Below are 22,190 nucleotides of genomic sequence, written 5' to 3'. Positions count from 1 at the left end.
ACAAGAATTACGATAACTAGTGACTTTTGTTAAGTGAGGTCGATGTTGCCCTTTAAAGTGCATTTAAAATTAAATTGTTCGTAACTAAGGCTGGGCTGAATGTAAAAGGTTAATTTTGTCCCGGCTCTTCATAAGCGTCTGATTGTTAGATGAATTTTCTAACGATCAGGCGCTTTTTTTGAATATTGTATTTGCCATTTTCACGCCTATGATTCTTTAACTTTACAAGTAAACATGATAAATTGAATATTGTTGTTTAAGACAACCACCGAAAATAACAAATACAGGGGCACATGATGCAAACATACGATGAAGCTTTAACTTATATTCATTCACGGCCCAAAAAACATCGAACGGCTAGTTTAGCAAATATGCACCAGATATTAACGTATCTGGGGGAACCACAAAAAAACTTTCAGTCGATCCATATTACGGGCACTAATGGCAAAGGTTCTGTATCCTATCTATTGAGTGCAATGATTCAGAATACCGGTGTGAAAATAGGCACCTTCTTGTCGCCTTTTATTCGTCGATTCAATGAACGTATTCAAATTGACCTTGAACCTATTAGTGACGACGAACTTGTGTATTGGACGAACCAAGTGGCTTTAGGGGTTCAGACAATTAAAAAAAAACAGCCTGAGTTTGAGTTGGCAGAATTTGAAACCGTAACAGCAATTATGTTCGCGTACTTTGCGGCACATAAAGTTGATGTGGCTGTTATCGAAGTCGGCATTGGCGGTGCTCATGATAAAACGAATGTGATTGATCCGCTATTTTCAATAATTACGACTATTGGCGCGGATCATTTACAATTAATTGGGCCAACTTTAGCAGATGTTGCCATTGAAAAAGCTGGTGTGATCAAGCCTGGCCGACCAGTGATTCTCGGCCGGCTGTCCTCTGAATTAGCAGCTATTGTAACAGCTAAGGCACAGGCGCAGAACAGCCCGGTTTACCGTTTTGATCACGAATTTAAAGCAACACAAGTTCATTTATTACCGGATTATCGTCAGACATTTGACTTGACGTTACCTAATAGACGTTTTAAAAACTTGACAATCAAAAGCATTGCTGCTTTTGAAGTCGATAATGCTGCTGTGGCGGTAATGGCTTATATTTTGTTTTGCAAATTGACAGGTCAGCTACAAACTCAAGATACATTCAAGCCTGTTTTGGCCAAAACTGATTTGATTGGGCGTACGGAATTGATTAGTGAATCACCATTTATTTTATTAGATGGCGCCCACAATCCACCAGCTTTTAAAAGTTTATTAGATAGTTTAACTCGGGCGTTCCCACAGACAGAGATTCATCTGATTGCAGCATTTATGAAAGACAAAGCTATTGCGGAGGTTTTACCGTTATTGCGGCGTCAGTCGGGGCTAAATTTATACTTAACGCAACTAGACATGCCGCGTTCGGCTACCAAAGCGGATCTAGAGCCGCTAATGCATGCCAAAGACCAGTTTTACACTCATTGGCAGCAAGCGTTTTTAGCGGCTTATCAAAATGCTTCTGCAGAGGATCTGATTGTGATTACTGGATCTATTTACTTGGTTTCTGCAGCACGGCATGAACTATTGGAGGATGGAAAAGAAGATGTATAAAGGTATTATTTTTGATATGGACGGCTTGATGTTTGATACAGAAGCAGCTTATTTAAAAGCAAACTTGATGGCAAGTGATGACTTGAATATTCATATGGTTGCTGAAGATTATTATCAGCTTGTCGGCGCATCTGAAGAAGAAGCAACTGGCTTCATCGAGACACATTTTACGAGTCCAGAACAGGAACAAACTTTTTATCGTCTGACGGAACAGCATGTTTTAGAGCTGCTTGAAGCTGGGGAAATTGCGCGAAAGCCGGGTTTGACTGAACTGTTAGCTTTTATTGAGCAGCATGGTTTACAGCGTGTTATTGCTTCGTCTAATAATAAGCGGATGATTGCGGCTTTTTTAGATTATTTTAAATTGAATCAATACTTTGACGAGATTATTTCTCGAGAAGATGTTACGGCAAGTAAGCCGGCACCAGATTTGTTTTTAAAAGCTGTTGCGACACTGAACTTAGCGAAGTCGGAGACTTTGATTTTGGAAGATTCGCCGAATGGTGTAGCGGCCGCAAAAGCAGCTCAGGTACCAGTGGTTATGATTCCAGATTTACTGCAGCCTAAAGCGGCTGAGCGGCAGGTAGCAACGGCTATTTTGCCCGATTTAAAACAAGTCATTGATTTTTTACAAGTGGTTTAATTAAATTGTAGCCATATAAAAGCTCCTATTTTTCGTAATTTATGAAAAATAGGAGTTTTTATTATGATTGAAACAGTTCATGCAGATTCTTTAGATGGGCCTCGTGAAATTATTGCCCAACATGGTGCAAAATCTTTGAGTGACCGCCAGTTAATTATGGCAATTTTGGGCAGTGGCACTAAGCAGCAACCAATTGATCAAGTTGCCCGAGAGCTACTATTATCCGTTGAAAATATTGGTGCTTTAGCCGATTGTACATTGGCAGAGTTATGCCAAGTGACTGGAATCGGGTTTTCAAAAGCAGTTATGCTTCAGGCTGCAATTGAACTCGGGCGCAGATGTCTACAGATGAAGACCTTTCGTCGGGGTCAAATTGTTTCTAGTCAGGGTGCTGGAGAATTGATGCTGCAACGTTTTCTAGGGGTTGAGCAGGAACAATTAATCGTTATTTTTTTAGACACGAAAAATCAAATTATCGCCGAAGAGATGATTTTTCAAGGGACGCTAAATTCGTCAGTAGCCCATCCGAGAGAAATTTTTCATCGAGCAGTCCTATTGTCTTGCATGAGTTTTATTATTTGCCATAACCATCCTAGTGGCAATCCTAAGCCCTCACAACATGACATTGAATTTACTCAACGTTTGGTCAAATGTGGTGAATTGATGGGCATTAATTGCTTAGATCATTTAGTTATTGGGCATGACAAATTCGTAAGCTTTCGTGAATTACAGTTGATTTAACAGCATATTGTTTGTGGAAACATTATTGAGCCATTTTTTTATCCTGAACCTTATGTTATAATGCTACATGACTTAATTGAGATGACATGAGGAGAGAATCGATTTGTTTGGAATCGGAACAAAAAATATTGGTATCGATCTTGGTACTGCCAATACCCTAGTTTATATCGATGGCAAGGGGATCGTTCTACGTGAACCTTCCGTTGTCGCAAAAAACACAAAAAATGGTGATGTACTGGCTGTCGGCTCTGAAGCGAGAGATATGATCGGTCGTACACCTGAAAGTATTGTCGCTATTCGACCTATGAAGGATGGCGTAATCGCAGATTATGACACAACAGCTGCGATGATGAAATATTTTATTGAAAAAGTCGTTGGTAATGGTAAACCCCTTGTGATGGTTTGTGTCCCAAGTGGGGTCACTGAAGTTGAAAAACGGGCAGTGATCGATGCAACTAAAATGGCTGGTGCTAAAGAAGCTTATGTGATCGAAGAGCCTTTTGCTGCTGCAATCGGTGCGGGCTTACCCGTCATGGATCCGACTGGAAGTATGGTTGTTGATATTGGTGGTGGCACGACTGACGTGGCTACAATTTCTTTGGGTGGTATTGTTTCTAGTCGATCAATTCGCAATGCAGGGGATCGTTTAGATGAATCCGTTGTCGCTTATATTCGCCAAAACTTTAATTTACTGATTGGTGAACGAACAGCAGAACAAATTAAGATCAATATTGGTTCAGCATCAATCGAAAAGGCTCAAGAGATTGAATCAATGACGATTCGAGGACGCGACTTACTATCCGGTTTGCCAAAGACTATCGATGTTGAGGCCACAGATATTGCTAAAGCCATTCATGAAGTCGTTGATGAAGTGATTGCTGCCATCAAAGAAACGTTGGAGGAAACATCTCCTGAAATTGCTGCCGATATTATTGATCATGGCATTGTATTAACCGGCGGTGGGGCATTGCTTAAAAATTTGTCTGAGGTTATTTCTGATGCAACTGGTGTCCCCGTGTTTATCGCACAAGACCCACTAGATTGTGTTGCAATTGGAACTGGTGAATCATTGAAAAATATCGACGTGATGCGGCGTCGTTAAACAATAGCGGGGATGGAGGGAACTCTCCCCGCTATTAACTTTTTATTGTAAAGAAGCGTAACGAGGTTACCTATGTCAAAATTTTTCTCTAACAAAAAGTTGATTATTTTACTGATTACAATCGTAGCAATGATTGGGTTTATTTCAATCAGCATTTCTATTCGTGATCGTCGAGAAACCCCACCAGTAATACAACAAATTGGTAATGATGCCGCTGGTATCGCAAGTCAAATCGTTAGTGCGCCGGTCAATAGTATTCGGACTGGATTGACATCAATGGTCAATTTGGTAAATACATATCAAGATAATGAGCGTCTGAAACAACAGCTCGATCAATTAGATCAGGTTAAAGAGACGAATACAACTTTGCGGCGTGAAAATAAAGCACTGAAGCGGCAGTTAAAATTGAGTGCTACTTTAACGGACTACAAGGAGATGAACGCTGCGGTTATTTCACGTTCACCGGCCTCGTGGCAAAATCAAGTAGTAATCAATAAGGGGCAACTTAATGGTGTTGTTAAAAATATGCCAGTTATGTCTGGATCGGGGCTTTTAGGTCGAGTTGTAGAAGTGAACAAAACCAATTCTAAAGTTGAATTGATCTCGACAGATAATAAAAATACCAATCGTTTTGCAGTTGAAGTTAAAATTGGTGCAGATAAATATTTGTCTGGCATCGTTTCACGCTATAATTCAGCACAGCATCGTTTGATTATTAGCCAGCTAGATACGACCGAGGGCGTCAAAGCGGGTGATATGGTTTCAACGTCGGGACTAGGTGGCCTTACGCCACGAGGGTTATTTGTCGGTAAAGTGACTTCAGTGCGTAAAGATGATTATGGCCTGACAAATTCCGTATATGTTAAACCAGCGGCAAATATTGATGACTTCACGGTGGTGACGTTGATTGATCGAACAGTGGCGGGTGATTAAATGACAATAGCTGCAAAGAGATTAAGATGGTTCATCCCCATAATTTGGACTGTTTTATTTTTGTTGGACGGCACGATCAGTTTGTTATTTCAAAAATGGTTATATCATGATTTTTTAAATATCTCTTCCCAAGTTCTGCTGATGGGGGTTGTAAGCACTAGCTTCCATTTTGACACAGAACGTTGGCTGATTTGGCCAGCATTTGTTATCGGAATTTTTTATGATTGCTTTTACCTAGGCATCGTGGGTTATTACACGTTTCTATTACCTATGGTGGTTATGATTGTCCGCTGGATAGCAGATTATTTACCAGATTCAATGTTATTTCAAGCGGTTACTTATATTCTAATGTTGATTATTTTGGAATTTGCTTTGTTCATTTTAAATAGTTTCTTTGGTGATGGCATCGGATTTTTTACCTTCGTTAGTACAGATCTAGGACCAACCTTGGCTGCTAACGTAATCGTATTTCTTTTGATATACTATCCGTATAAGCAGTTGATGAAAGCAATTTCCAACTAATGATTTTTAGGAGTCTTAACTTTTATGGATAGTGTCGTATTAAAAGGTCGAAAAACAGGCTATGAGATTTATCTGAATGATGCAGCTAACTTCGATGAAATTATGCGTGAACTCAATGTTTTATTACAAAAATTACAGACAAGTGAAGCTAAATCCGACAATCAGTTAGCATTTGCGCTTGAAACTGGAAACCGTTTGTTAACTAAGGCACAGGTTAAAAGGGTACGTGAACTTTTTGAACGCTTTACAAACTTTAAAATTGAACATATTCAAGCTAAAGTGATTGATATTGCTACTGCTAAAGAAGCAGAACGCAAGAATAATATCCATGTCGAAATGGCGGTTATTCGCAGCGGACAAGAGCTAGCTTTTGATAGTGATGTATTGTTCCTGGGTAATTTGCATCAAGGTGGCGTGTTGCGTAGTCACGGTAGTATTTTTATGTTGGGTCAAAGTTCGGGCATTATTGAAGCCGGTTATCCAGATAACGATGAAGCTGTGGTTGTTGGGGACCTTTCAAGTACGACTCAGGTCAGAATTAGCGACACAGTAGAGATCATTAATCCTAAAAATCATAGTTTTGATAACAGCACGGTAGCGTTGATCAATGATTTACATGTGCTGGATTTTGATGAAGTTAGCAATTTAGCAACGCTTCGACCAAAATTATTTCGTAAGATGGAGGAAAATCAATAATGGCAACTTCATTAGTCATCACGTCTGGAAAAGGCGGCGTTGGTAAAAGTACTACGGCTGCCAATTTGGGTACGGCTTTGGCTTTGATGAATAAACGAGTTTGTATGATCGATTTAGATATTGGCTTACGTAATCTGGATGTGATCATGGGTCTGAGCAATCGCATTATTTACGATATTGTAGATGTTGCCAGCGGGCGAGCACAGCTGCATCAGGCTTTAATTAAAGATAAACGTTTTGATGATAAGTTGTATTTATTACCAGCTGCTCAGAATACGGTCAAAAATGTACTTAGCCCGATGGATATTGTCACGATTGTGAATCAATTGCGTCCCGATTTCGACTACATATTATTAGACTGCCCAGCTGGAATCGAACAAGGATTTCAAAATGCAATTGCTGGGGCCGATGGGGCTATTGTTATCTGTACGCCCGAAATTCCTTCTGTAAGTGATGCTGATCGGGTTGTTGGACTGTTGGAGCAAAAGCAGATGAAATTAGCACCACGGTTGATCATTAATCGAATTATTCCAGGTATGATGAATGCCGGGGATACAATGGATATTGATGAAATAACCAAGCACTTGTCGATTGGCCTGTTAGGGATCGTCTTTGAGGATGATCATGTTATTCTGGCTTCTAATAAAGGGGTCCCAGTTGTGATGGATCCAGAAGATAATGCAAGTAAAGGCTATCGTAATATTGCCCGCCGTATTTTAGGAGAATCTGTCCCATTAATGACGTTAAAGGAACACAAGCCTTCGTTTTTTGAACGAATTTTTGGACGCAAAAAAAGAAGGCATTAGATTTATACTTGACATCATTCTCATTATGATTTAACATTCAGTTAATAATTTTAGCGAAGAACAGGAAAAGTATTTTTATTATTTGAAAACAAAGAGACGTGTTGGTTGCTGAAAAACACGCAATGATAAAAAGAACACACACCTGTGAGCTTGATTTCTGAACAAATGTAGGAAATCACGGGATTCCCGTTACCACGCAGTTGTTACTGTGGAGGTTTAGAGTTTATCTAAACAAATTGAGGTGGGACAGCGTGATTAAACGCCCTCTTGGATATCATTATCCAAGAGGGCGTTTTATTTTAGCCAAATTAGGAGGCGGTAAGATGAATGGAATACTAAAGTACAGCACTGAAATTTTGCCCTCATTGTTACAGGGTACAAAATTGACGCTTGGGTTATTTGTCATTACGTTGGTGCTTTCATTACCGATTGGGGCACTGGTCAGTTTAGGTCTACGCTCACGATTTAAGCCATTGCAATGGTTATTGAATTTTTATGTCTGGTTAATGCGTGGCACGCCATTATTATTACAATTAATTTTTATTTTTTACGGCTTACCAGTTTTACATATTTACTTTGAACGATTTAGCGCTGCTATTTTTGCCTTTGTATTAAACTATGCTGCCTATTTTGCGGAAATCTTTCGTGGTGGCTTTCAGTCAGTGGATAAAGGTCAGTTTGAAGCAGCCAGAGTTTTAAGATTAACTTATCCACAAACGATTCGCAAAATCGTATTGCCACAAGTTACAAAGATCGTATTACCTTCTGTGGGCAATGAAGTCATCAATTTAGTTAAGGATTCATCACTGGTTTATGTCATTGGCTTAGGGGATCTATTACGTGCTGGGAATATTGCGATGACACGTGATGTTACTTTAGTGCCACTGTTAATGGTTGGTGCCATTTACCTTGCTTTAACGGCTCTATTTACATTTTTATTGCGTAAAGTCGAACAGCACTATAGTTACTACCGTTAGGAGGGCATTAAAATGTTAGAAGCAAGTAAAATCAATAAAAGTTTTAATGGTACGCAAGTGTTGACTGATATTTCTCTAGAAGTGGACTCGGGTAAAATTCTTTGTATTGTTGGGCCTAGTGGCGCTGGTAAAACCACTTTATTGCGAATCATTACTGGATTAGAACAAGCAGACTCAGGTTCTTTTAAAATTGATGGTCAGCCCTTTGATCCAGATAGTAATAATACGAGTAATGCCTTGATTGGTGTGGTATTTCAGGATTTCCGTTTATTCCCACATTTGAGTGTTTTAGAAAATATTACACTGGCACCAGAGCTTGTTTTGAAAGAAAGCCGCACCAAAGCTCAAGCTAAGGCAAAAGATATTTTATCGCAGCTAGATTTAGCAGATAAAGCCGATATTTATCCTTTTCAGCTGTCTGGGGGTCAAAAACAACGGGTGGCCATTGCTCGGGCACTCGCATTAGATCCAAAGATACTTTGTTATGATGAGCCAACAAGTGCTTTAGATCCTGGTTTACGCCAAAGTGTAGAGACTTTGATTCTTCGGCTTAAAAGTCAAGGCATGACACAAATTGTGGTTACCCATGACATGACTTTTGCTCAGAATATTGCGGATAAAATTCTAGAGGTAAAGCCAGCGCAGGAGTTGTGAAGTTATGAAAAAAATGAGACGTGTGGGGTTATGGTTTGTACTGCTCCTTGTATTGCCTGTTTTGGCTAGCTGTGGTCGTGTCAATAATCAAGTAGATAGTTGGCCACAACTGCAAAAAAGGGGTCGGCTGATTATTGGCCTCGATGATAGCTTTGTCCCCATGGGGTTTCGAGCTAAGAATGGTCAATTAAGGGGTTTTGATATTGACTTGGCTAATGCTGTGGGCAAGAAATTACACATGAAGATGGATTTTCAAACCATTGATTGGAATATGAAAGAAACGGAATTAAAAAATCATACCATTGATTTGATTTGGAATGGTTATACAGTCAATCCTGATCGTGCAAAAAAGGTCCTTTTTAGTAAGACTTACTTGAATAATCGCCAAATTTTAGTTTCTTTAAAGAAAAACAAAATTGAGAAGTTTGTAGATATGAAAGGTAAGTACTTGGGGGCACAAAATGGTTCCTCGGGTCAATCTGATCTAAATGGGCAACCCAAGTTGTTAAAGCAGTACATCAAAAATCAAGATCCTATTTTATACGATAACTTTAATGAAGCGTTTATTGATTTGAATGCAGGTAGAATTAATGGCTTATTGATTGACCGGGTTTATGCTGATTATTATATTGCGCACCAAAAAGATCGATCACTTTATCGCAAAATTCCCGGTGAATTTTCCGATGAACATTTTGCAGTAGGCATGCGCAAAAAAGATAAATTATTAAAAAAACACCTGGATAAAGCTCTCGTTGAGCTTTACCAAGATGGCACGATTAAACGTATTAGTGAGAAATGGTTTGGTCAGGATGACACGGTGCCTATCAAATAAATAGAATACTAAAAAAGACGCCAATGGAACTACTCCGTGTCAAGTAGACAACTTAAATAATTAAAATGCTTATGCACTTTTCTTAACGGCATGGCACCCATATTCGTTGGGGGTCATGCCGTTAAGTGTTTCTTGGCGACGTTTGTTGTTATACCAATCGATACAACGTGAAATCTGAAGCGCTAGTTCCTCTTGTGAATACGCTTGTTCAAAGGCGAAGAATTCTTCTTTCATGTGACTCCAGAAGCTCTCCATAGGACTGTTGTCTCCAGGTGTCCCTGGACGGGACATACTATGGGTGATGCCTAAACTGGCTAGTTTTAGGTTGTAACTGCCTGAAGTATAACTGCTACCTTGATCACTGTGTACGATCTTTGGTTTAGCACCAGATACTTGTTGTAGGGCTAAGTCGAGCGTTTTACTGACTAATTCTGCTGTTTCCGTCGACGCAATAGCCCAACTTACGATCCGATGATCGTAAAGATCTTTGATGGCGCTTAGACGGACACGTTGCTCATTATTAACGCCATATCTTAATTCGGAACAATCAGTCACCCAAGTGTGGTCCATCCGATCGGGTGGAACTCATGTTCCAGCTGGGCATTTAGTAGTTTATTACCCGAGATAATATCTTTGCGCTCAGCTTTACGATCATGCTTGGCAATACGGATCGATGCGTAGATGTGGTGAAGATGCATCAGGCGTCTCACTCGACTGGCACAAGCATGATAAGGCGTTTCTTTGTCAATGTAGACCATTAATCGTTTGACTCCAAAAATATAGTGATGCGCTTCTTCTAATTGTTGGATAAAAGCGACAATAGCGGCATCTTCAAGCTGGCGCTTACTGGGAACGTGATGACACCATTTATAATAAGCCGCACGAGAAATTTCAGCCAAGCGGCATAAATTACTGACAGTATATAGATTCTGGGTGTCTGGATTAATGATCTTTGTCAATTCTTTGATGGCTAAGTATGCTTCCTGTGGGATCTTTCGCTCCTTTCCAACTCTGCGAATTTTTTTAACAAGGCATTCTCCGTTGAAACATATTCCAATCTTGCTTTAAGACGTTTGATCTCTAATGATTGGCGTTCATTGGCAGATAGATGGCCATCGTCTGACTTAGCTTTACCACGACGGTCGACCAAGGCCTCTGGGCCTCCTTGTTTAAACTTCTTGACCCAAGCATAGACTTGTCCATAGGAGATATCGTACTGTTTTGTGGCGCCTGTATAGTCCATGTCATTTACGATGACCCACTCGGCAATCTCAATGCGTTCAAGTCTGTGTCGTCTTGCGTCCGTTCTTCATGGCTAGATTCCTCCTAGCAGATACTAGTGATTTACCACTAGTATACCGAGAAAGCCACTGAAAAATAACTCCGGGATTTGAGACCTCGAATTTATCACAAAGTTGAGGCATTGAAATACCGCCTGCTAGATACTCTTGAACGACTTGTTCCTTTAATTCGATAGTATAACTTTTACATGTATGTTTGGGTTTTAGTGCGACTATACCTCCATGATGAAATAAATAATTCCAATGACTGATCGTTGTCGCTTTGATACCAAACTCCCGTTCAATAGAATTGGCCGATCGGCCGTTTTTAAGTAGGCCAATGAAATGAAGTTTCTCATCAATAGAATATCTGGAACCTTTTCGGCCCATAAAAAATACTCCTTCCTAAGCAAACAGGTTTTAATTATTTACCTGTCTACTTAAGTAGGAGTATAGCCAATTGACGTCTTTTTTAGTATATCGGACAATTAAAATGTTTTTTCAGCAAAAATTTCAATGGGTTGATGTGCAATAAAAGTATCATATAAACCTTGAACGGCGGCATCTGCATCAGCGGTACGAATCCCAAATGTGATTGAAACAGGTGAAGCTCCATGGTTGACCATGACAATTGAAACACCGGCTTGGGCAATACTTGCGGTGGCAGCTGCCATTGTGCCCACACGATCTTGAATGCCTTCACCCACAATCATGACCATCGTGTAATTATGTTGAATTTGAAAATCGTCGGGATGAATTTCAGATTCGATTTCAGCACGTATTTGTGTTTCAAGTTCAGGTGTTAATTGATTGCTGCGGATAATAATTGTCAGATCGTCAATTCCAGAAGGCATGTGTTCGTATGAAATATTTAACTTGGCAAGAATTTCCAACAGCTTTAAAGTGAATCCAACTTGTTTATTCATGAGGTATTTTCGAATATATATACCTGTAAATCCGCTGTCACTAGCAATACCAGCAACAACATCATCATGATTGATCTTTTTGTGTTCTGAGATCAGCGTACCAGGTAAGCTTGGGTGGTTCGTATTTTTTACAACAACAGGGATTTTACCTTCAATGGCTGGAATTAAGGCCTCATCATGAAAGACTGAAAAACCTGCATAGGAAAGTTCCCGCATTTCTCGAAAAGTCAAATTGGTGATTTTTTTAGGATTCGGCACAATATTTGGATTGGCTGCGTAAATGGCGTCAACATCTGTAAAATTTTCATACTCAGTGGCAGCAACTGCTCGAGCTAAAATGGCGCCAGTAACATCTGAACCGCCCCGAGAAAAAGTACAAACTTCACCAGAAGTATTATAGCCAAAAAAACCGGGAACTACGGCTACTTTTGTGCGCTGAGTCAACGTTTGAGCTAGTTTCTCATAGCTGCTGGGTAAGATTTGAGCATCATCAGGGACATCCGTGACAGTTAAGCCAATTGTTTTAGGATCTAAGTATTCAGCGGGAATCTGTTGATGATTGAAGATTGCAGCAATCAATTTAGCATTGTTATTTTCACCGGCAGCTTTAAAAGCAGCCATCTGATAAGCTCGACTTGGAAAAACTTGCGTTGCTAGTTTAGTGATGCCTTCAACGATTGGTTCTAGCGCTGTATCAGGCAGGCCAAAGTGACCGGCGATTGCTTGATAACGTTTGATGATTTTATTTTGAATGCCGGTGATATCTTCGCCCTGACTAACCGTATTGCAATATTTGATCAACAAGTCAGTAACCTTAGTATCTGTGTCTTTGCGTTTGCCAGGTGCGGAAACCACGACAATGCGTCGATTCGAATCTGACTTAATAATATCAATAACTTTTTGTATTTGAGCCCCGTTAGCAAGAGAACTGCCACCAAACTTTGCGACTTTCATCATATATGCCTCACAATATCTAATAAATATTTTGCTTATTTTTAATCTGGTTATTAGAATATCAAAAATAAAAGCATACTTCAATTCAAAATAAATATTAGGTATATCTTTAATTAAGTATTTTATTCAACGACCGATCAGCTATTTTCAACAATCAAAAAAGACCTAAACAAAAAGTTTGGTCTTTTTAACGTTCCTATTCATTAATTCATTGGCATGATTTCGAAAATCGCACCAATAATAATGCTGCCTAGAGTAACGATCAACATTGCCCAAACAACAATTCTTGTGATTCTAGAGAAGGTACTTTTTTCTTTTTTCATACGTGACCACCTTGTCGAAATTACGCTAAGTAGTTTACTATATTCATTATAATATTGCAAAAATAGATGTAAATCGTAGGAGCACAAAATTTTGAAATTAACATTATGGGGTATATTATTACCATTCATTGGTATTTTCATTGGATTCATCAGTAAGCAAGTAATACATTTTAAGCGACTACGGCAACTTAAACTGATCGATTATCTACCACCCTTCTTTCTGATTGGCAGCCAATTAATTAGTGAGGGGCAACAACAGTTATCGATTTTAGAATTTATAGTTTTGGCATTGCTAGTTTTGGCAGTCAGCTTGGCACTTTTTTTAGCTATACGTGATCGTGAGTTGATTTTACCACGATATTTCCGTATTTTTTGGCGCTTAACCTTTTTGATCAGCATAATTTGGTACTTAGTCTTTTTAATACTCATGTTATTTTAATAGAACAGAGCAGCCAAGTTTTATATTGATGCAGTAGTCGGCAGAAAATACAGGCTACTTTAAATTACAAATAAGGTGGAAATAAATTATTTCAGAAATGTGTCTCATTCAGAATTGTATTGATGTTGACCTCTAAAAGTTAGCGTGAAAAGCTAATTTTTAGAGGTCTTTATTTAGCTAGAAGGATACGTACTTTGAAGCGGCATTTTATCTGCAAGTCATGCGTTACCAACATAAAGTTAAATATTTATAATGATAGTGGTATTTTTTGACCATTGTGTGGTAGGAAGTGGGGGATTGTGGTAGACTTTATTTGTTGGTATTAAAGGGGTGAAGTGTATGCTTTTGGGCGAGTATCAGCATAATTTGGATGCTAAAGGTCGTTTGATCATTCCAGCCAAATTCAGAAAAGATCTCGGCCAAGAGTTTATACTGACACGAGGTTTAGATGGTTGCATTTTTGGCTATCCTTTATCTGAGTGGCAAAAGTTAGAGGCTAAGTTGACCCAACTGCCTTTAAATAAAAAAGATGCACGTACCTTTGTTCGTTTTTTTTATTCGGCTGCGACGGAAGCAACATTCGATAAACAGGGCCGGATCAACTTACCCCAGACACTAATCACACACGCTAAGTTAGAAAAAAGTTGTGTTTTAGTAGGGGTATCCAATCGGATAGAAATTTGGAATGCTGTTCAGTGGCAGCAGGTTGATCAACAAATGAGTGAAAACTTCGATGATATTTCGGAGAATTTAATAGATTTTGATTTATGAATTGATGGTGAATATGGCGGATTTTAAACACGTAACGGTACTACTTGAAGAAACGGTAAAAATGCTAGCTATCGATCCAGATGGTATTTATGTAGATGCGACCCTTGGTGGTGGGGGCCATACAAATTTGATTTTGCAGCAGCTTGATCAGGGTCATTTATTTGCGTTTGACCAAGACCAAGTCGCAATTGACCACGCCAAGGCACGTTTCAAGACAGCGCTGGCAAAGAATCAATTAACATTGATCCACGATAATTTTGCTAATTTACGATCAGCGTTAGCAAAGCATGAGATCACAGCAATTGATGGCATTGCCTATGATCTCGGTGTTTCATCGCCTCAATTTGATGATGCTAAGCGGGGATTTAGTTATAAACTGACAGCACCGTTAGACATGCGCATGGATACGAGCCAAGCATTGACCGCCAGAACGGTAGTTAATGAGTGGGATTTTAGTCGTTTACAAAAGATTATTGCTCGTTATGGTGAAGAAAGGTTTGCGAAGCGCATTGCTCGGGCAATTGAAAAACGCCGAGCAATTCAGCCAATCGAAACGACTACGGAATTAGCTGAAATTGTGAAGGACGCTATTCCGGCCGCCACGCGGCGAACGGGTGGCCATCCTGCTAAGCGAACGTTTCAAGCTATCCGTATTGCTGTGAACGATGAAATGGCAGTTTTAGAGAGTACTTTGAAGCAAGCTGTTACGTTACTTAAGCCAGAAGGGCGTATTGCTGTTATCACGTTTCAATCCTTAGAGGATCGAATTGTGGCGGGATACTTTAAAGATTTATCGAGAATGCCTGATCTTCCGAGAGGGTTACCAATCATACCAGATGATAAAAAGCCGATTTTAAAAATTGTGACACGTAAACCAATCTTGCCTGACCAACAGGAACAAACTGGTAATCATCGGGCACATAGCGCACGTTTACGGGTAGCTGAAAAAAACTAAACTTATGAAATGGAGTTGATTAGCAAATGGATAATGCTGCCAAAAAGAATTATGATTCATCACAAACTCAGGTTTCTAGTGAAACGCAAACTCAAGTAACGCAACAGCCTGAGGTTCAAAATATACCGCTTGAAAGTAAAGTGCCGTTTTCATTGTTCGAGCGGATAGCAATTATTTCTTGTTGTGTCATGACAGTGTTATTGATGGTTGGTCTAGTCAGCTCTAAAATTGCGCTCGCCGATTCACAGCGAACTTTACAACGGGTGAATGCTAAGGTGAGTCAAGTAAAGTCAAACAATACAGATCTAAAGCAAGAAATTGGGACATTAAACAGTTCGGATCGTTTACAATCATTTGCGAAAGCACATGGACTTTCCTTTAATGAACAAGCTGTAAGGAACGTTGCAAAATGAAAAACCCTTCTCCAAAGAAAATACATAACTACAATAAAATTAGACGGAATCGCGTCTACTTTGGCATAGTCCTACTAATGGTCGTGGTAGGGCTATTTTTCATATTTCTTGGTCGCTTTTCTTATATTGTCGCATCCGGCAAATTAAATAATATTAATTTGAAAGAACGGACCAATCTTAAGTATCAACAGGACCGACGGTTAACTGCAGTACGGGGGACGATCTATGATGCCAATCACAATGTCATCGCCGAAGATTCGAATGTTTATAATCTATATGCGGTTATCGATTCTAAATATGTTTCCAATAAGAATAAACCGCTTTATGTCAAGGACAAGGCGCATACGGCCGCAGTATTGAGTCAATATATCCCACTCAGTAAGGCTAAAATATACGGCGTACTTAACAATCAAGATCCCAATGCATTTCAGGTAGAATTTGGAAATGCCGGTAAAAATTTGAGTTTAGAAGTCAAAAAAGAAATTGAGGCAAAGCATTTGCCTGGTGTCTATTTTACAAAGAGTCCCTCTAGACTTTATCCCAATGGCAATTTTGCTTCACACATTGTTGGTTTAGCTCAATTAGACAATAGCAAAAAAGCAAGTAATGGGACCCTAGTAGGGGTTATGGGGATTGAAAGTTACTTTAATAAAGTATTGACAGGTAAAAATGGTGTGCGCCGTTTCAAAACGGATTCTTATGGCTATGAATTACCAGATTCACCAGTGACGACTAAAAAACCAAAAAATGGTCAAAATATCACTTTAACTTTAGATTCTCGGCTACAATCTTATATGGAATCTACGATCAGTGATGTTTATCAACAATATGCACCTGTTAAGATGACAGCTACTTTAATGAATGCCAAAACAGGGAAAATTCTAGCTGCTACTCAGCGGCCAACATTTAATCCAGCCACAAAAGCTGGCCTTGATGGGTCTTGGCAAGACGCGTTAGTTCAAGAAGCTTATGAACCTGGTTCTGTTTTTAAATTGCTTAGTTTAAGTGCTGCAATTGATTCTGGACATTATACCCCTAATGCTTATTACCAGTCTGGGGCAGTAAATGTATCAGGAAATGTGGTGCGTGATTGGAATTATAACGGTTGGGGCAGTATTCCATTTAGCCAAGCTTTTCCTCGTTCAAGTAATGTTGGGTTTGTTAAGATTGAGCAGCAAATGGGTGCGAAAACTTGGCTGGATTATTTAAACCGCTTTGGCATTAATAAGAAAACTGGGATAACTTTACCGGGTGAAGCTTCTGGCAGTTTGGCGTTCAAACGGCCATTAGATCAAGCAATTACCTCATTTGGCCAAGGTGTGAATGTTACGGTGATGCAAATGATGCAAGCATTTTCTGCCGTTGCGAATAACGGAAAAATGGTTAAACCACAGATCGTTTCTGAAATTAGCGATCCCACAACCGGTAAGACAACCAAGACTAAAACTCAAGTTACCGGCAAACCAATTTCAAAAAATACAGCAATTTCAGTGAGAAATGCCATGAAAGATGTGATCAATCAGAGTTATGGTACCGGTCAAGTATATGCCATCCCTGGATACGATATCGGTGTTAAAACTGGGACGGCACAAATTGCGCAGAATGGGGCTTATTTAGCAGGAGATAGTAATTATATTTTCTCCGTAGTTGGCATGGCGCCAATTGACGATCCTCAGTATATTTTATACATTACGATGCAACAGCCGCAAAAAATGACAAAACCAGCTGAACAAATTCTGGCGAGTGCTTTTAATCCAATTATGAAGCGTGCTTTGGAATATAACACAGATCAAAAAGCACCTGATGTTGCTTCAATTACGATGCCGACATTAACGGGGCAAGCTTTAACAGAAGCTGAGACTAAATTAAACCAAACCGGATTGACTTATGGTGTTGTGGGCTCAGGTGATAAAGTGGTCCAACAATTACCGCTGGCAAAGGAGAATGTGCTGGCAGGACAACGGACAGTATTACTAACAAATGGTGCAATGACGATGCCAGATGTTAAAGGCTGGTCTAAAAACGACGTGCTAAAGCTAGCTGAGATTACTGGCGTCAAAGTTAAATTTAAGGGAGATGGCTATGTCGTCAGTCAGAGTATTCCCGCAAACCATATTTTAAATACTGATTCTAAATTAGAAATTTTATTATCATCTCAGAAAACGGAATAGGAGAATTTAGGAGAAATGAATACTTTAGAGCTCGTGCTCACCTTGCTAATGGCATTTATTTTAACTGTGATCATCATGCCAAGATTGATCACATATTTTCGAAAACGTAAAGAAGGCCAAATGATTCGTGAAGAAGGGCCAAGTTGGCACGAAAAAAAATCTGGTACGCCAACAATGGGCGGCGTTGCTTTTTTGATCGTTGTTGCTGCAGTTAGTTTAGTCAGTGCTGGATTACAACATCAATTAACTCATGGTCTTTTGATTACCCTATTCATTTTGCTGCTTTATGGTGTGGTTGGTTTTCTTGATGATGGGTTAAAATTGTTTCGACATCAGAACGAAGGTTTAAAGGCTTGGCAGAAGTTTTTAGCCCAGGTTCTGGGTGGGGCCATTTTTCTATGGGTTTATTTTGCAGACCATTTGACCCGACAAATATTCATACCACTTTTAGGTAATGTTGATGCCATTTGGTTTTTTGTCCTATTTGCTTTATTCTGGTTAGTAGGATTCTCAAATGCAGTCAATTTAACAGACGGTCTAGATGGGTTAGTCGGCGGTTTAGCTATTATTGCCTTTATAACTTATGGTATTATTGCTTACCGTGATCGACGACCGGATATTTTAATTCTCATTATTGCTTTTGTTGGTAGTTTAGCTGGTTTCTTGATTTTTAATCATAAGCCCGCCAAAATATTCATGGGGGATGTCGGTTCATTAGCTATTGGAGGTGTCTTAGCGGCAATCTCAATTTTGCTGCATCGCCAATGGTCACTCCTGTTGATAGGGCTTGTCTTCGTTTTGGAAACAGCTAGTGTAATCCTACAAGTTGCATCCTTTAAGTTGACAGGCAAACGTATCTTTAGAATGACGCCGATTCATCACCATTTTGAACTTTTGGGTTGGAGTGAATGGCGCGTGGTGACCACCTTTTGGGGCGTGGGTGCACTGACTGCAATCATCTATTTATTACTATTTTTATAAGGAAGTTTGATTATGCGAAAAGTCACAAAATATCAGAATCAAAAAGTATTAGTTTTAGGGTTAGCCAAAAGTGGTGTTCATGCAGCTCAATTATTACATCGGTTGGGTGCCTTGGTAACGGTCAATGATAAGAAACCGTTTGACGAAAATCCGGATGCACAAACTTTATTAGACGAGGGTATCCGGGTCATTACTGGGGGGCACCCCCTAGAGTTATTGGATGAGGATTTTGCTTGGATGGTCAAGAATCCTGGGATTCCTTATGACAATCCAATGGTTCAAAAAGCATTGGCTAGGAAAATTCCGATTATTACTGAACCTGAACTGGCCTATGAAGTCTCTGAAGCGCCGATGATTGGTGTGACTGGAACCAATGGCAAGACGACAACTACCACGCTGATTGCTTTGATGTTAAATGAAGGTCAGCCCAAAAAACGGGCTTATTTAGCTGGCAATATTGGTATACCCGCCAGTGAAGTTGCCGAAAAAGTAACTGCTAATGATGTTATGGTCACAGAATTATCTAGTTTTCAATTGTTAGGGATTACGTCACTAAAGCCACATATTGCCGTTTTGACAAATATTTATGAAGCACATCTGGATTACCATAAAACTCGAGAAAATTACATAAAAGCGAAAATGCATATTACTAAGAATCAAACGGCTGCAGATTATTTTGTGGTTAATTGGGATACGGAAGAGTGGCAAAATCTAGCACGTCAAAGTCAGGCAACTATTGTGCCGTTTTCACGTCGAGATAAGAATGAAACTGGCGCCTATGAAAAAGACGGGATGTTATATTTCAAAACAGACAAAATCATGGCGGCTGCGGACATAAAAATTCCAGGGGAGCATAACGTCGAAAATGCGTTGGCCGCAATTGCTGTGGCTAAGATCATGGCTGTACCTAATGAACATATTATCCGCGTGTTACAGACTTTTACCGGCGTTAAACACCGGATGCAATATGTTGAGGAATGGCGTGGCGTTCGTATCTATAACGACTCTAAAGCTACAAACATCGAAGCAACTGAAGTTGCATTAAAAAGTTTTAAACAACCTATTGTATTAATTGCTGGCGGTTTAGATCGGGGCTTTACATTTGAAGCGTTAGAGCCTCTCTTAAAAGCACATGTAAAGGCTGCTGTCGTTTATGGGGAGACCAAACAACTGATGGCAGACGCCTTAAAGCATGCGGGTGTTAAAAAAATTGCTATCGTTGATAATTTGGATGAAGCCGTACCTGAAGCATTTGCACAAGTTAGATCCGGTGATATCTTACTGCTATCACCGGCCGCGGCAAGCTGGGACCAGTTCCATACATTTGAAGAACGTGGCGATCGTTTCATTGAAGATGTGAATCAATATATCGGATCGGAGCAGAAATAATTATGCGTGTGATTGTTTCCGGAGGCGGTACGGGTGGTCATATCTATCCTGCCTTAGCCCTCATTCAGCGATTGATTGAGACCAAAGAAGCGAAAAAAAGTGAAATTTTATATGTGGGCACAAAACGTGGTCTGGAAAGCCGAATTGTCCCTGAACAAGGTATTTCATTTACTTCAATTGAAATCCAAGGTTTCAGACGTTCACTAAGCTTACAAAATGCCAAAACAGTAGCGCTTTTTTTGAAAAGTATTCGGCGTTCTAAAAATTTGATTCGGGAGTTTAAGCCAGATATCGTGATTGGGACAGGCGGTTATGTTTCCAGTGCTGTGGTCTATGCTGCCGCGCGTTTACATATACCAACAGTTATTCATGAACAGAACTCAATTGCAGGTGTTACAAATAAGTTTTTAGGCCATTTTGTAAATAAAATTGCTATTTCATTTCCTGATGCAGCTGCAGAATTTTCTGAAAAGAAAAAAATTGTTTTAACCGGTAATCCACGTGCACAACAAGTAGCTGGGATTCAAGCAAATGATCGGTTAACTGACTTCGGGTTGCAAAAGGACGTCCCGACATTATTGATTTTTGGTGGCAGTCGCGGTGCTGAACCAATTAATCAAGCTTTTATCAATGCTTTCGATGATTTTGCCAAACGCGCTTACCAAGTCTTATTTGTGACTGGTAAAGTTCACTTTGATCGTGTTAAAACTGCAATTGGGTCTCGCAGCAGCGACAATATCGTGATTCAAGATTATATCGGAGATATGCCGAATATTTTAGCCGATATTACCGCAATCGTTGGTCGAGCTGGAGCCACTAGTATCGCCGAGATTACGGCCCTGGGTTTGCCATCAATATTGATCCCAAGTCCCTATGTTACGCATGATCATCAGACAAAAAATGCCGAAAGCTTGGTGAAATCCGGCGCGGCGCTGATGCTTAAAGAGGACCAACTGAGTGAGCGCAGTTTGCTCCGTAATGCAGATACGATTATGCAAGATGCCATCCTACGTAAAAGTATGATGGCTGCCTCAAAAACTTTAGGGCAACCCAATGCTGCAGATCAGTTGATCCAAGTGATGACAAATTTGGTGAAACAGACGAAATAGGTGGTGTGATCTATGGCCTTCTTTGGCAAAAAAAATAATAAAAGTGTCAAGAAAGAACCTGCAGAGTTAATAAAGCCTTGGCAGAAATATCTCGAAAAAAAAGAAGGTCAAAAACAAACCTTTGAATATCGGCCAGTCGGGAAGACATTGCCTAATCTTTCAAAGGTTCGACACACAAAACTTAAAAGAAATTTAATACTTGTTTTAGGACCGTTAGTGATACTTTTAATATTGGTATTCTATTATATTGCGCCCATTAGTAAGGTTGGCCAGGTTTTCGTTAAGGGTACAGAAATAATTCCTGAACAAACGATCATTGATCATAGTGGGATCAAAGCTTCTGATCATATTTTTAAGTTACTTTTACAAAAGCATGCGATTCAAAAAAAAATTCGGTTACAGACGCCAGGTATCAAGAATGCGACTTTACAAGTACGCCACTTTAATGATCTGACCTTTCGGGTTCAAGAGTATCAACGCGTGGGTTATTTGAATAAGCAAGGTAATTATTATAGTGTGTTAATCAATGGTGTGATTCTAAAATCAGCTGTGACAAAACCCGTCGGTAATTTACCTGTATTAGAGAATTTTACTTCTGGGAAACGATTGAATTTATTCATTAAAACTTATCGTAAATTGCCAAGTTCAATTCAAAATGATATTTCAGAGGTTCACTTAACGGGTTCGAAAATTAATCCTTATCAAATAAGGCTCTTTATGAATGACAACAATGAAGTAATCGCTGATTTACGAACAATGGGGCAAAAGCTGCCTAAATATCCAACTTATGCAAAGGCACTCAAGACAAAAGGCGTTGTCGATCTAGAAGTTGGGGCTTTTGCCTATCCATTTAAAACAAATCCTAAAAAATAAGGCTTTCTTAAAATTTTCATGGTATGGTAGAATTTGTTAAAGTATTCAAGTTAAAATAAAAGTGAATTTATGCATTTTTGTTGTGAGGGG

The 22,190-nt window shown here is 39.5% G+C and carries 24 protein-coding genes, 1 pseudogene and 1 other annotated feature; of the genes and pseudogenes, 20 read left to right on the top strand and 5 right to left on the bottom strand.

The features are described from left to right. The first annotated feature begins 293 nt into the window (after window positions 1-293). The 11 genes from ACNAN0_RS07790 (at window position 294) to ACNAN0_RS07740 (ending at window position 9,516) form a co-directional block, all read left to right on the top strand. The gene (locus ACNAN0_RS07790) at window positions 294-1,610 is read left to right on the top strand and encodes a bifunctional folylpolyglutamate synthase/dihydrofolate synthase (protein WP_230913701.1); all 1,317 of its coding nucleotides are present in this window, start codon (window positions 294-296) and stop codon (window positions 1,608-1,610) included. Continuing rightward, window positions 1,603-2,253 carry an HAD family hydrolase gene (locus ACNAN0_RS07785; RefSeq protein ID WP_230913702.1) on the top strand — a complete coding sequence of 217 codons (651 nt, stop codon included), beginning with the start codon at window positions 1,603-1,605 and terminating at the stop codon, window positions 2,251-2,253. The genes ACNAN0_RS07790 and ACNAN0_RS07785 overlap by 8 nt, the downstream gene beginning before the upstream one ends. 63 nt (window positions 2,254-2,316) lie before the next feature. Continuing rightward, the gene (gene radC / locus ACNAN0_RS07780; RefSeq protein ID WP_230913703.1) at window positions 2,317-2,994 is read left to right on the top strand and encodes a RadC family protein; all 678 of its coding nucleotides are present in this window, start codon (window positions 2,317-2,319) and stop codon (window positions 2,992-2,994) included. Window positions 2,995-3,097: 103 nt separating this feature from the next. After that, complete coding sequence (locus ACNAN0_RS07775) at window positions 3,098-4,096, top strand: rod shape-determining protein (protein ID WP_230913704.1); 999 nt, start codon at window positions 3,098-3,100, stop codon at window positions 4,094-4,096. A 72-nt stretch (window positions 4,097-4,168) separates the two neighbouring features. After that, on the top strand, window positions 4,169-5,029 hold the full coding sequence (gene mreC, locus ACNAN0_RS07770) for a rod shape-determining protein MreC (protein WP_230913705.1): 861 nt from the start codon (window positions 4,169-4,171) through the stop codon (window positions 5,027-5,029). Further along, entirely contained in the window at window positions 5,030-5,551 is a 522-nt protein-coding gene (gene mreD / locus ACNAN0_RS07765) for a rod shape-determining protein MreD (protein ID WP_230913706.1), read from the top strand. 24 nt (window positions 5,552-5,575) lie between these two features. After that, on the top strand, window positions 5,576-6,247 hold the full coding sequence (locus ACNAN0_RS07760; RefSeq protein WP_230913707.1) for a septum site-determining protein MinC: 672 nt from the start codon (window positions 5,576-5,578) through the stop codon (window positions 6,245-6,247). Beyond that, window positions 6,247-7,053 (top strand): septum site-determining protein MinD, encoded by an 807-nt coding sequence (gene minD / locus ACNAN0_RS07755; RefSeq protein ID WP_230913708.1) that lies wholly within the window; start codon window positions 6,247-6,249, stop codon window positions 7,051-7,053. The genes ACNAN0_RS07760 and minD overlap by 1 nt, the downstream gene beginning before the upstream one ends. Window positions 7,054-7,100: 47 nt before the next feature. Next, window positions 7,101-7,323: a binding site (T-box leader), on the top strand. Between the two features lie 53 nt (window positions 7,324-7,376). Then, window positions 7,377-8,030, top strand: coding sequence for an amino acid ABC transporter permease (locus ACNAN0_RS07750; protein ID WP_230913709.1), 654 nt, complete (start codon window positions 7,377-7,379; stop codon window positions 8,028-8,030). A gap of 12 nt (window positions 8,031-8,042) precedes the next feature. Beyond that, the gene (locus ACNAN0_RS07745) at window positions 8,043-8,684 is read left to right on the top strand and encodes an amino acid ABC transporter ATP-binding protein (protein WP_230913710.1); all 642 of its coding nucleotides are present in this window, start codon (window positions 8,043-8,045) and stop codon (window positions 8,682-8,684) included. 4 nt (window positions 8,685-8,688) lie between these two features. Further along, the gene (locus tag ACNAN0_RS07740) at window positions 8,689-9,516 is read left to right on the top strand and encodes an amino acid ABC transporter substrate-binding protein (RefSeq protein WP_230913711.1); all 828 of its coding nucleotides are present in this window, start codon (window positions 8,689-8,691) and stop codon (window positions 9,514-9,516) included. A gap of 69 nt (window positions 9,517-9,585) precedes the next feature. Here the strand turns inward: ACNAN0_RS07740 and ACNAN0_RS07735 are convergent, their stop codons facing one another. The 5 genes and pseudogenes from ACNAN0_RS07735 to ACNAN0_RS07715 form a co-directional block, all read right to left on the bottom strand. Then, window positions 9,586-10,071, bottom strand: coding sequence for a transposase (locus ACNAN0_RS07735; protein ID WP_416353033.1), 486 nt, complete (start codon window positions 10,069-10,071; stop codon window positions 9,586-9,588). After that, complete coding sequence (locus ACNAN0_RS07730; RefSeq protein WP_416353032.1) at window positions 10,068-10,475, bottom strand: IS3 family transposase; 408 nt, start codon at window positions 10,473-10,475, stop codon at window positions 10,068-10,070. Before ACNAN0_RS07730 ends, ACNAN0_RS07735 begins: the two co-directional genes overlap by 4 nt. A gap of 11 nt (window positions 10,476-10,486) precedes the next feature. After that, window positions 10,487-11,186 (bottom strand): annotated as a pseudogene (locus ACNAN0_RS07725) (transposase). 98 nt (window positions 11,187-11,284) lie between these two features. Next, window positions 11,285-12,676, bottom strand: coding sequence for an aspartate kinase (locus ACNAN0_RS07720; protein WP_230912546.1), 1,392 nt, complete (start codon window positions 12,674-12,676; stop codon window positions 11,285-11,287). A gap of 203 nt (window positions 12,677-12,879) precedes the next feature. Then, window positions 12,880-12,999 (bottom strand): DUF4044 domain-containing protein, encoded by a 120-nt coding sequence (locus ACNAN0_RS07715; protein WP_230912545.1) that lies wholly within the window; start codon window positions 12,997-12,999, stop codon window positions 12,880-12,882. Window positions 13,000-13,090: 91 nt separating this feature from the next. Here ACNAN0_RS07715 and ACNAN0_RS07710 point away from each other — a divergent pair, with 91 nt between their 5' ends. From ACNAN0_RS07710 to ACNAN0_RS07670, 9 genes are all read left to right on the top strand, one after another. Beyond that, window positions 13,091-13,438, top strand: a complete 348-nt coding sequence (locus ACNAN0_RS07710; protein WP_230912544.1) for a DUF3397 family protein — start codon at window positions 13,091-13,093, stop codon at window positions 13,436-13,438. 339 nt (window positions 13,439-13,777) lie between these two features. Beyond that, window positions 13,778-14,209 (top strand): division/cell wall cluster transcriptional repressor MraZ, encoded by a 432-nt coding sequence (gene mraZ, locus ACNAN0_RS07705; protein WP_230912543.1) that lies wholly within the window; start codon window positions 13,778-13,780, stop codon window positions 14,207-14,209. 13 nt (window positions 14,210-14,222) lie between these two features. Further along, on the top strand, window positions 14,223-15,164 hold the full coding sequence (rsmH, locus tag ACNAN0_RS07700) for a 16S rRNA (cytosine(1402)-N(4))-methyltransferase RsmH (RefSeq protein WP_230912542.1): 942 nt from the start codon (window positions 14,223-14,225) through the stop codon (window positions 15,162-15,164). A 26-nt stretch (window positions 15,165-15,190) separates the two neighbouring features. Then, window positions 15,191-15,577, top strand: a complete 387-nt coding sequence (gene ftsL, locus ACNAN0_RS07695) for a cell division protein FtsL (RefSeq protein ID WP_230912541.1) — start codon at window positions 15,191-15,193, stop codon at window positions 15,575-15,577. Further along, a complete protein-coding gene (locus ACNAN0_RS07690; protein WP_416353031.1) occupies window positions 15,574-17,748 on the top strand; it encodes a penicillin-binding protein in 2,175 nt (724 codons plus the stop codon). The genes ftsL and ACNAN0_RS07690 overlap by 4 nt, the downstream gene beginning before the upstream one ends. Before the next feature lie 15 nt (window positions 17,749-17,763). Further along, on the top strand, window positions 17,764-18,729 hold the full coding sequence (gene mraY / locus ACNAN0_RS07685) for a phospho-N-acetylmuramoyl-pentapeptide-transferase (RefSeq protein ID WP_230912539.1): 966 nt from the start codon (window positions 17,764-17,766) through the stop codon (window positions 18,727-18,729). 12 nt (window positions 18,730-18,741) lie between these two features. Further along, a complete protein-coding gene (gene murD, locus ACNAN0_RS07680) occupies window positions 18,742-20,118 on the top strand; it encodes a UDP-N-acetylmuramoyl-L-alanine--D-glutamate ligase (protein WP_230912538.1) in 1,377 nt (458 codons plus the stop codon). A gap of 2 nt (window positions 20,119-20,120) precedes the next feature. Then, complete coding sequence (gene murG / locus ACNAN0_RS07675; protein WP_230912537.1) at window positions 20,121-21,227, top strand: undecaprenyldiphospho-muramoylpentapeptide beta-N-acetylglucosaminyltransferase; 1,107 nt, start codon at window positions 20,121-20,123, stop codon at window positions 21,225-21,227. 12 nt (window positions 21,228-21,239) lie between these two features. After that, window positions 21,240-22,100, top strand: a complete 861-nt coding sequence (locus tag ACNAN0_RS07670; RefSeq protein WP_230912536.1) for a cell division protein FtsQ/DivIB — start codon at window positions 21,240-21,242, stop codon at window positions 22,098-22,100. The last annotated feature ends 90 nt before the right edge of the window (window positions 22,101-22,190 follow it).

The sequence above is a fragment of the Agrilactobacillus fermenti genome (assembly GCF_047943045.1).
Lineage (GTDB): Bacteria > Bacillota > Bacilli > Lactobacillales > Lactobacillaceae > Agrilactobacillus > Agrilactobacillus fermenti.
The sequence above is the reverse complement of the archived record's forward strand: the minus strand, read 5'-3'. Positions and strand labels throughout refer to the sequence as shown.

What these genes read in the sequence shown, in the direction of transcription:
- ACNAN0_RS07790 (WP_230913701.1), top strand. Translation starts at nt 294, where the DNA reads ATGATGCAAACATACGATGAAGCTTTAACTTATATTCATTCACGGCCC.
- ACNAN0_RS07785 (WP_230913702.1), top strand. Translation starts at nt 1,603, where the DNA reads ATGTATAAAGGTATTATTTTTGATATGGACGGCTTGATGTTTGATACA.
- radC (WP_230913703.1), top strand. Translation starts at nt 2,317, where the DNA reads ATGATTGAAACAGTTCATGCAGATTCTTTAGATGGGCCTCGTGAAATT.
- mreC (WP_230913705.1), top strand. Translation starts at nt 4,169, where the DNA reads ATGTCAAAATTTTTCTCTAACAAAAAGTTGATTATTTTACTGATTACA.
- mreD (WP_230913706.1), top strand. Translation starts at nt 5,030, where the DNA reads ATGACAATAGCTGCAAAGAGATTAAGATGGTTCATCCCCATAATTTGG.
- ACNAN0_RS07760 (WP_230913707.1), top strand. Translation starts at nt 5,576, where the DNA reads ATGGATAGTGTCGTATTAAAAGGTCGAAAAACAGGCTATGAGATTTAT.
- minD (WP_230913708.1), top strand. Translation starts at nt 6,247, where the DNA reads ATGGCAACTTCATTAGTCATCACGTCTGGAAAAGGCGGCGTTGGTAAA.
- ACNAN0_RS07750 (WP_230913709.1), top strand. Translation starts at nt 7,377, where the DNA reads ATGAATGGAATACTAAAGTACAGCACTGAAATTTTGCCCTCATTGTTA.
- ACNAN0_RS07745 (WP_230913710.1), top strand. Translation starts at nt 8,043, where the DNA reads ATGTTAGAAGCAAGTAAAATCAATAAAAGTTTTAATGGTACGCAAGTG.
- ACNAN0_RS07740 (WP_230913711.1), top strand. Translation starts at nt 8,689, where the DNA reads ATGAAAAAAATGAGACGTGTGGGGTTATGGTTTGTACTGCTCCTTGTA.
- ACNAN0_RS07720 (WP_230912546.1), bottom strand. Translation starts at nt 12,676, where the DNA reads ATGAAAGTCGCAAAGTTTGGTGGCAGTTCTCTTGCTAACGGGGCTCAA.
- ACNAN0_RS07715 (WP_230912545.1), bottom strand. Translation starts at nt 12,999, where the DNA reads ATGAAAAAAGAAAAAAGTACCTTCTCTAGAATCACAAGAATTGTTGTT.
- mraZ (WP_230912543.1), top strand. Translation starts at nt 13,778, where the DNA reads ATGCTTTTGGGCGAGTATCAGCATAATTTGGATGCTAAAGGTCGTTTG.
- rsmH (WP_230912542.1), top strand. Translation starts at nt 14,223, where the DNA reads ATGGCGGATTTTAAACACGTAACGGTACTACTTGAAGAAACGGTAAAA.
- ftsL (WP_230912541.1), top strand. Translation starts at nt 15,191, where the DNA reads ATGGATAATGCTGCCAAAAAGAATTATGATTCATCACAAACTCAGGTT.
- ACNAN0_RS07690 (WP_416353031.1), top strand. Translation starts at nt 15,574, where the DNA reads ATGAAAAACCCTTCTCCAAAGAAAATACATAACTACAATAAAATTAGA.
- mraY (WP_230912539.1), top strand. Translation starts at nt 17,764, where the DNA reads ATGAATACTTTAGAGCTCGTGCTCACCTTGCTAATGGCATTTATTTTA.
- murD (WP_230912538.1), top strand. Translation starts at nt 18,742, where the DNA reads ATGCGAAAAGTCACAAAATATCAGAATCAAAAAGTATTAGTTTTAGGG.
- murG (WP_230912537.1), top strand. Translation starts at nt 20,121, where the DNA reads ATGCGTGTGATTGTTTCCGGAGGCGGTACGGGTGGTCATATCTATCCT.
- ACNAN0_RS07670 (WP_230912536.1), top strand. Translation starts at nt 21,240, where the DNA reads ATGGCCTTCTTTGGCAAAAAAAATAATAAAAGTGTCAAGAAAGAACCT.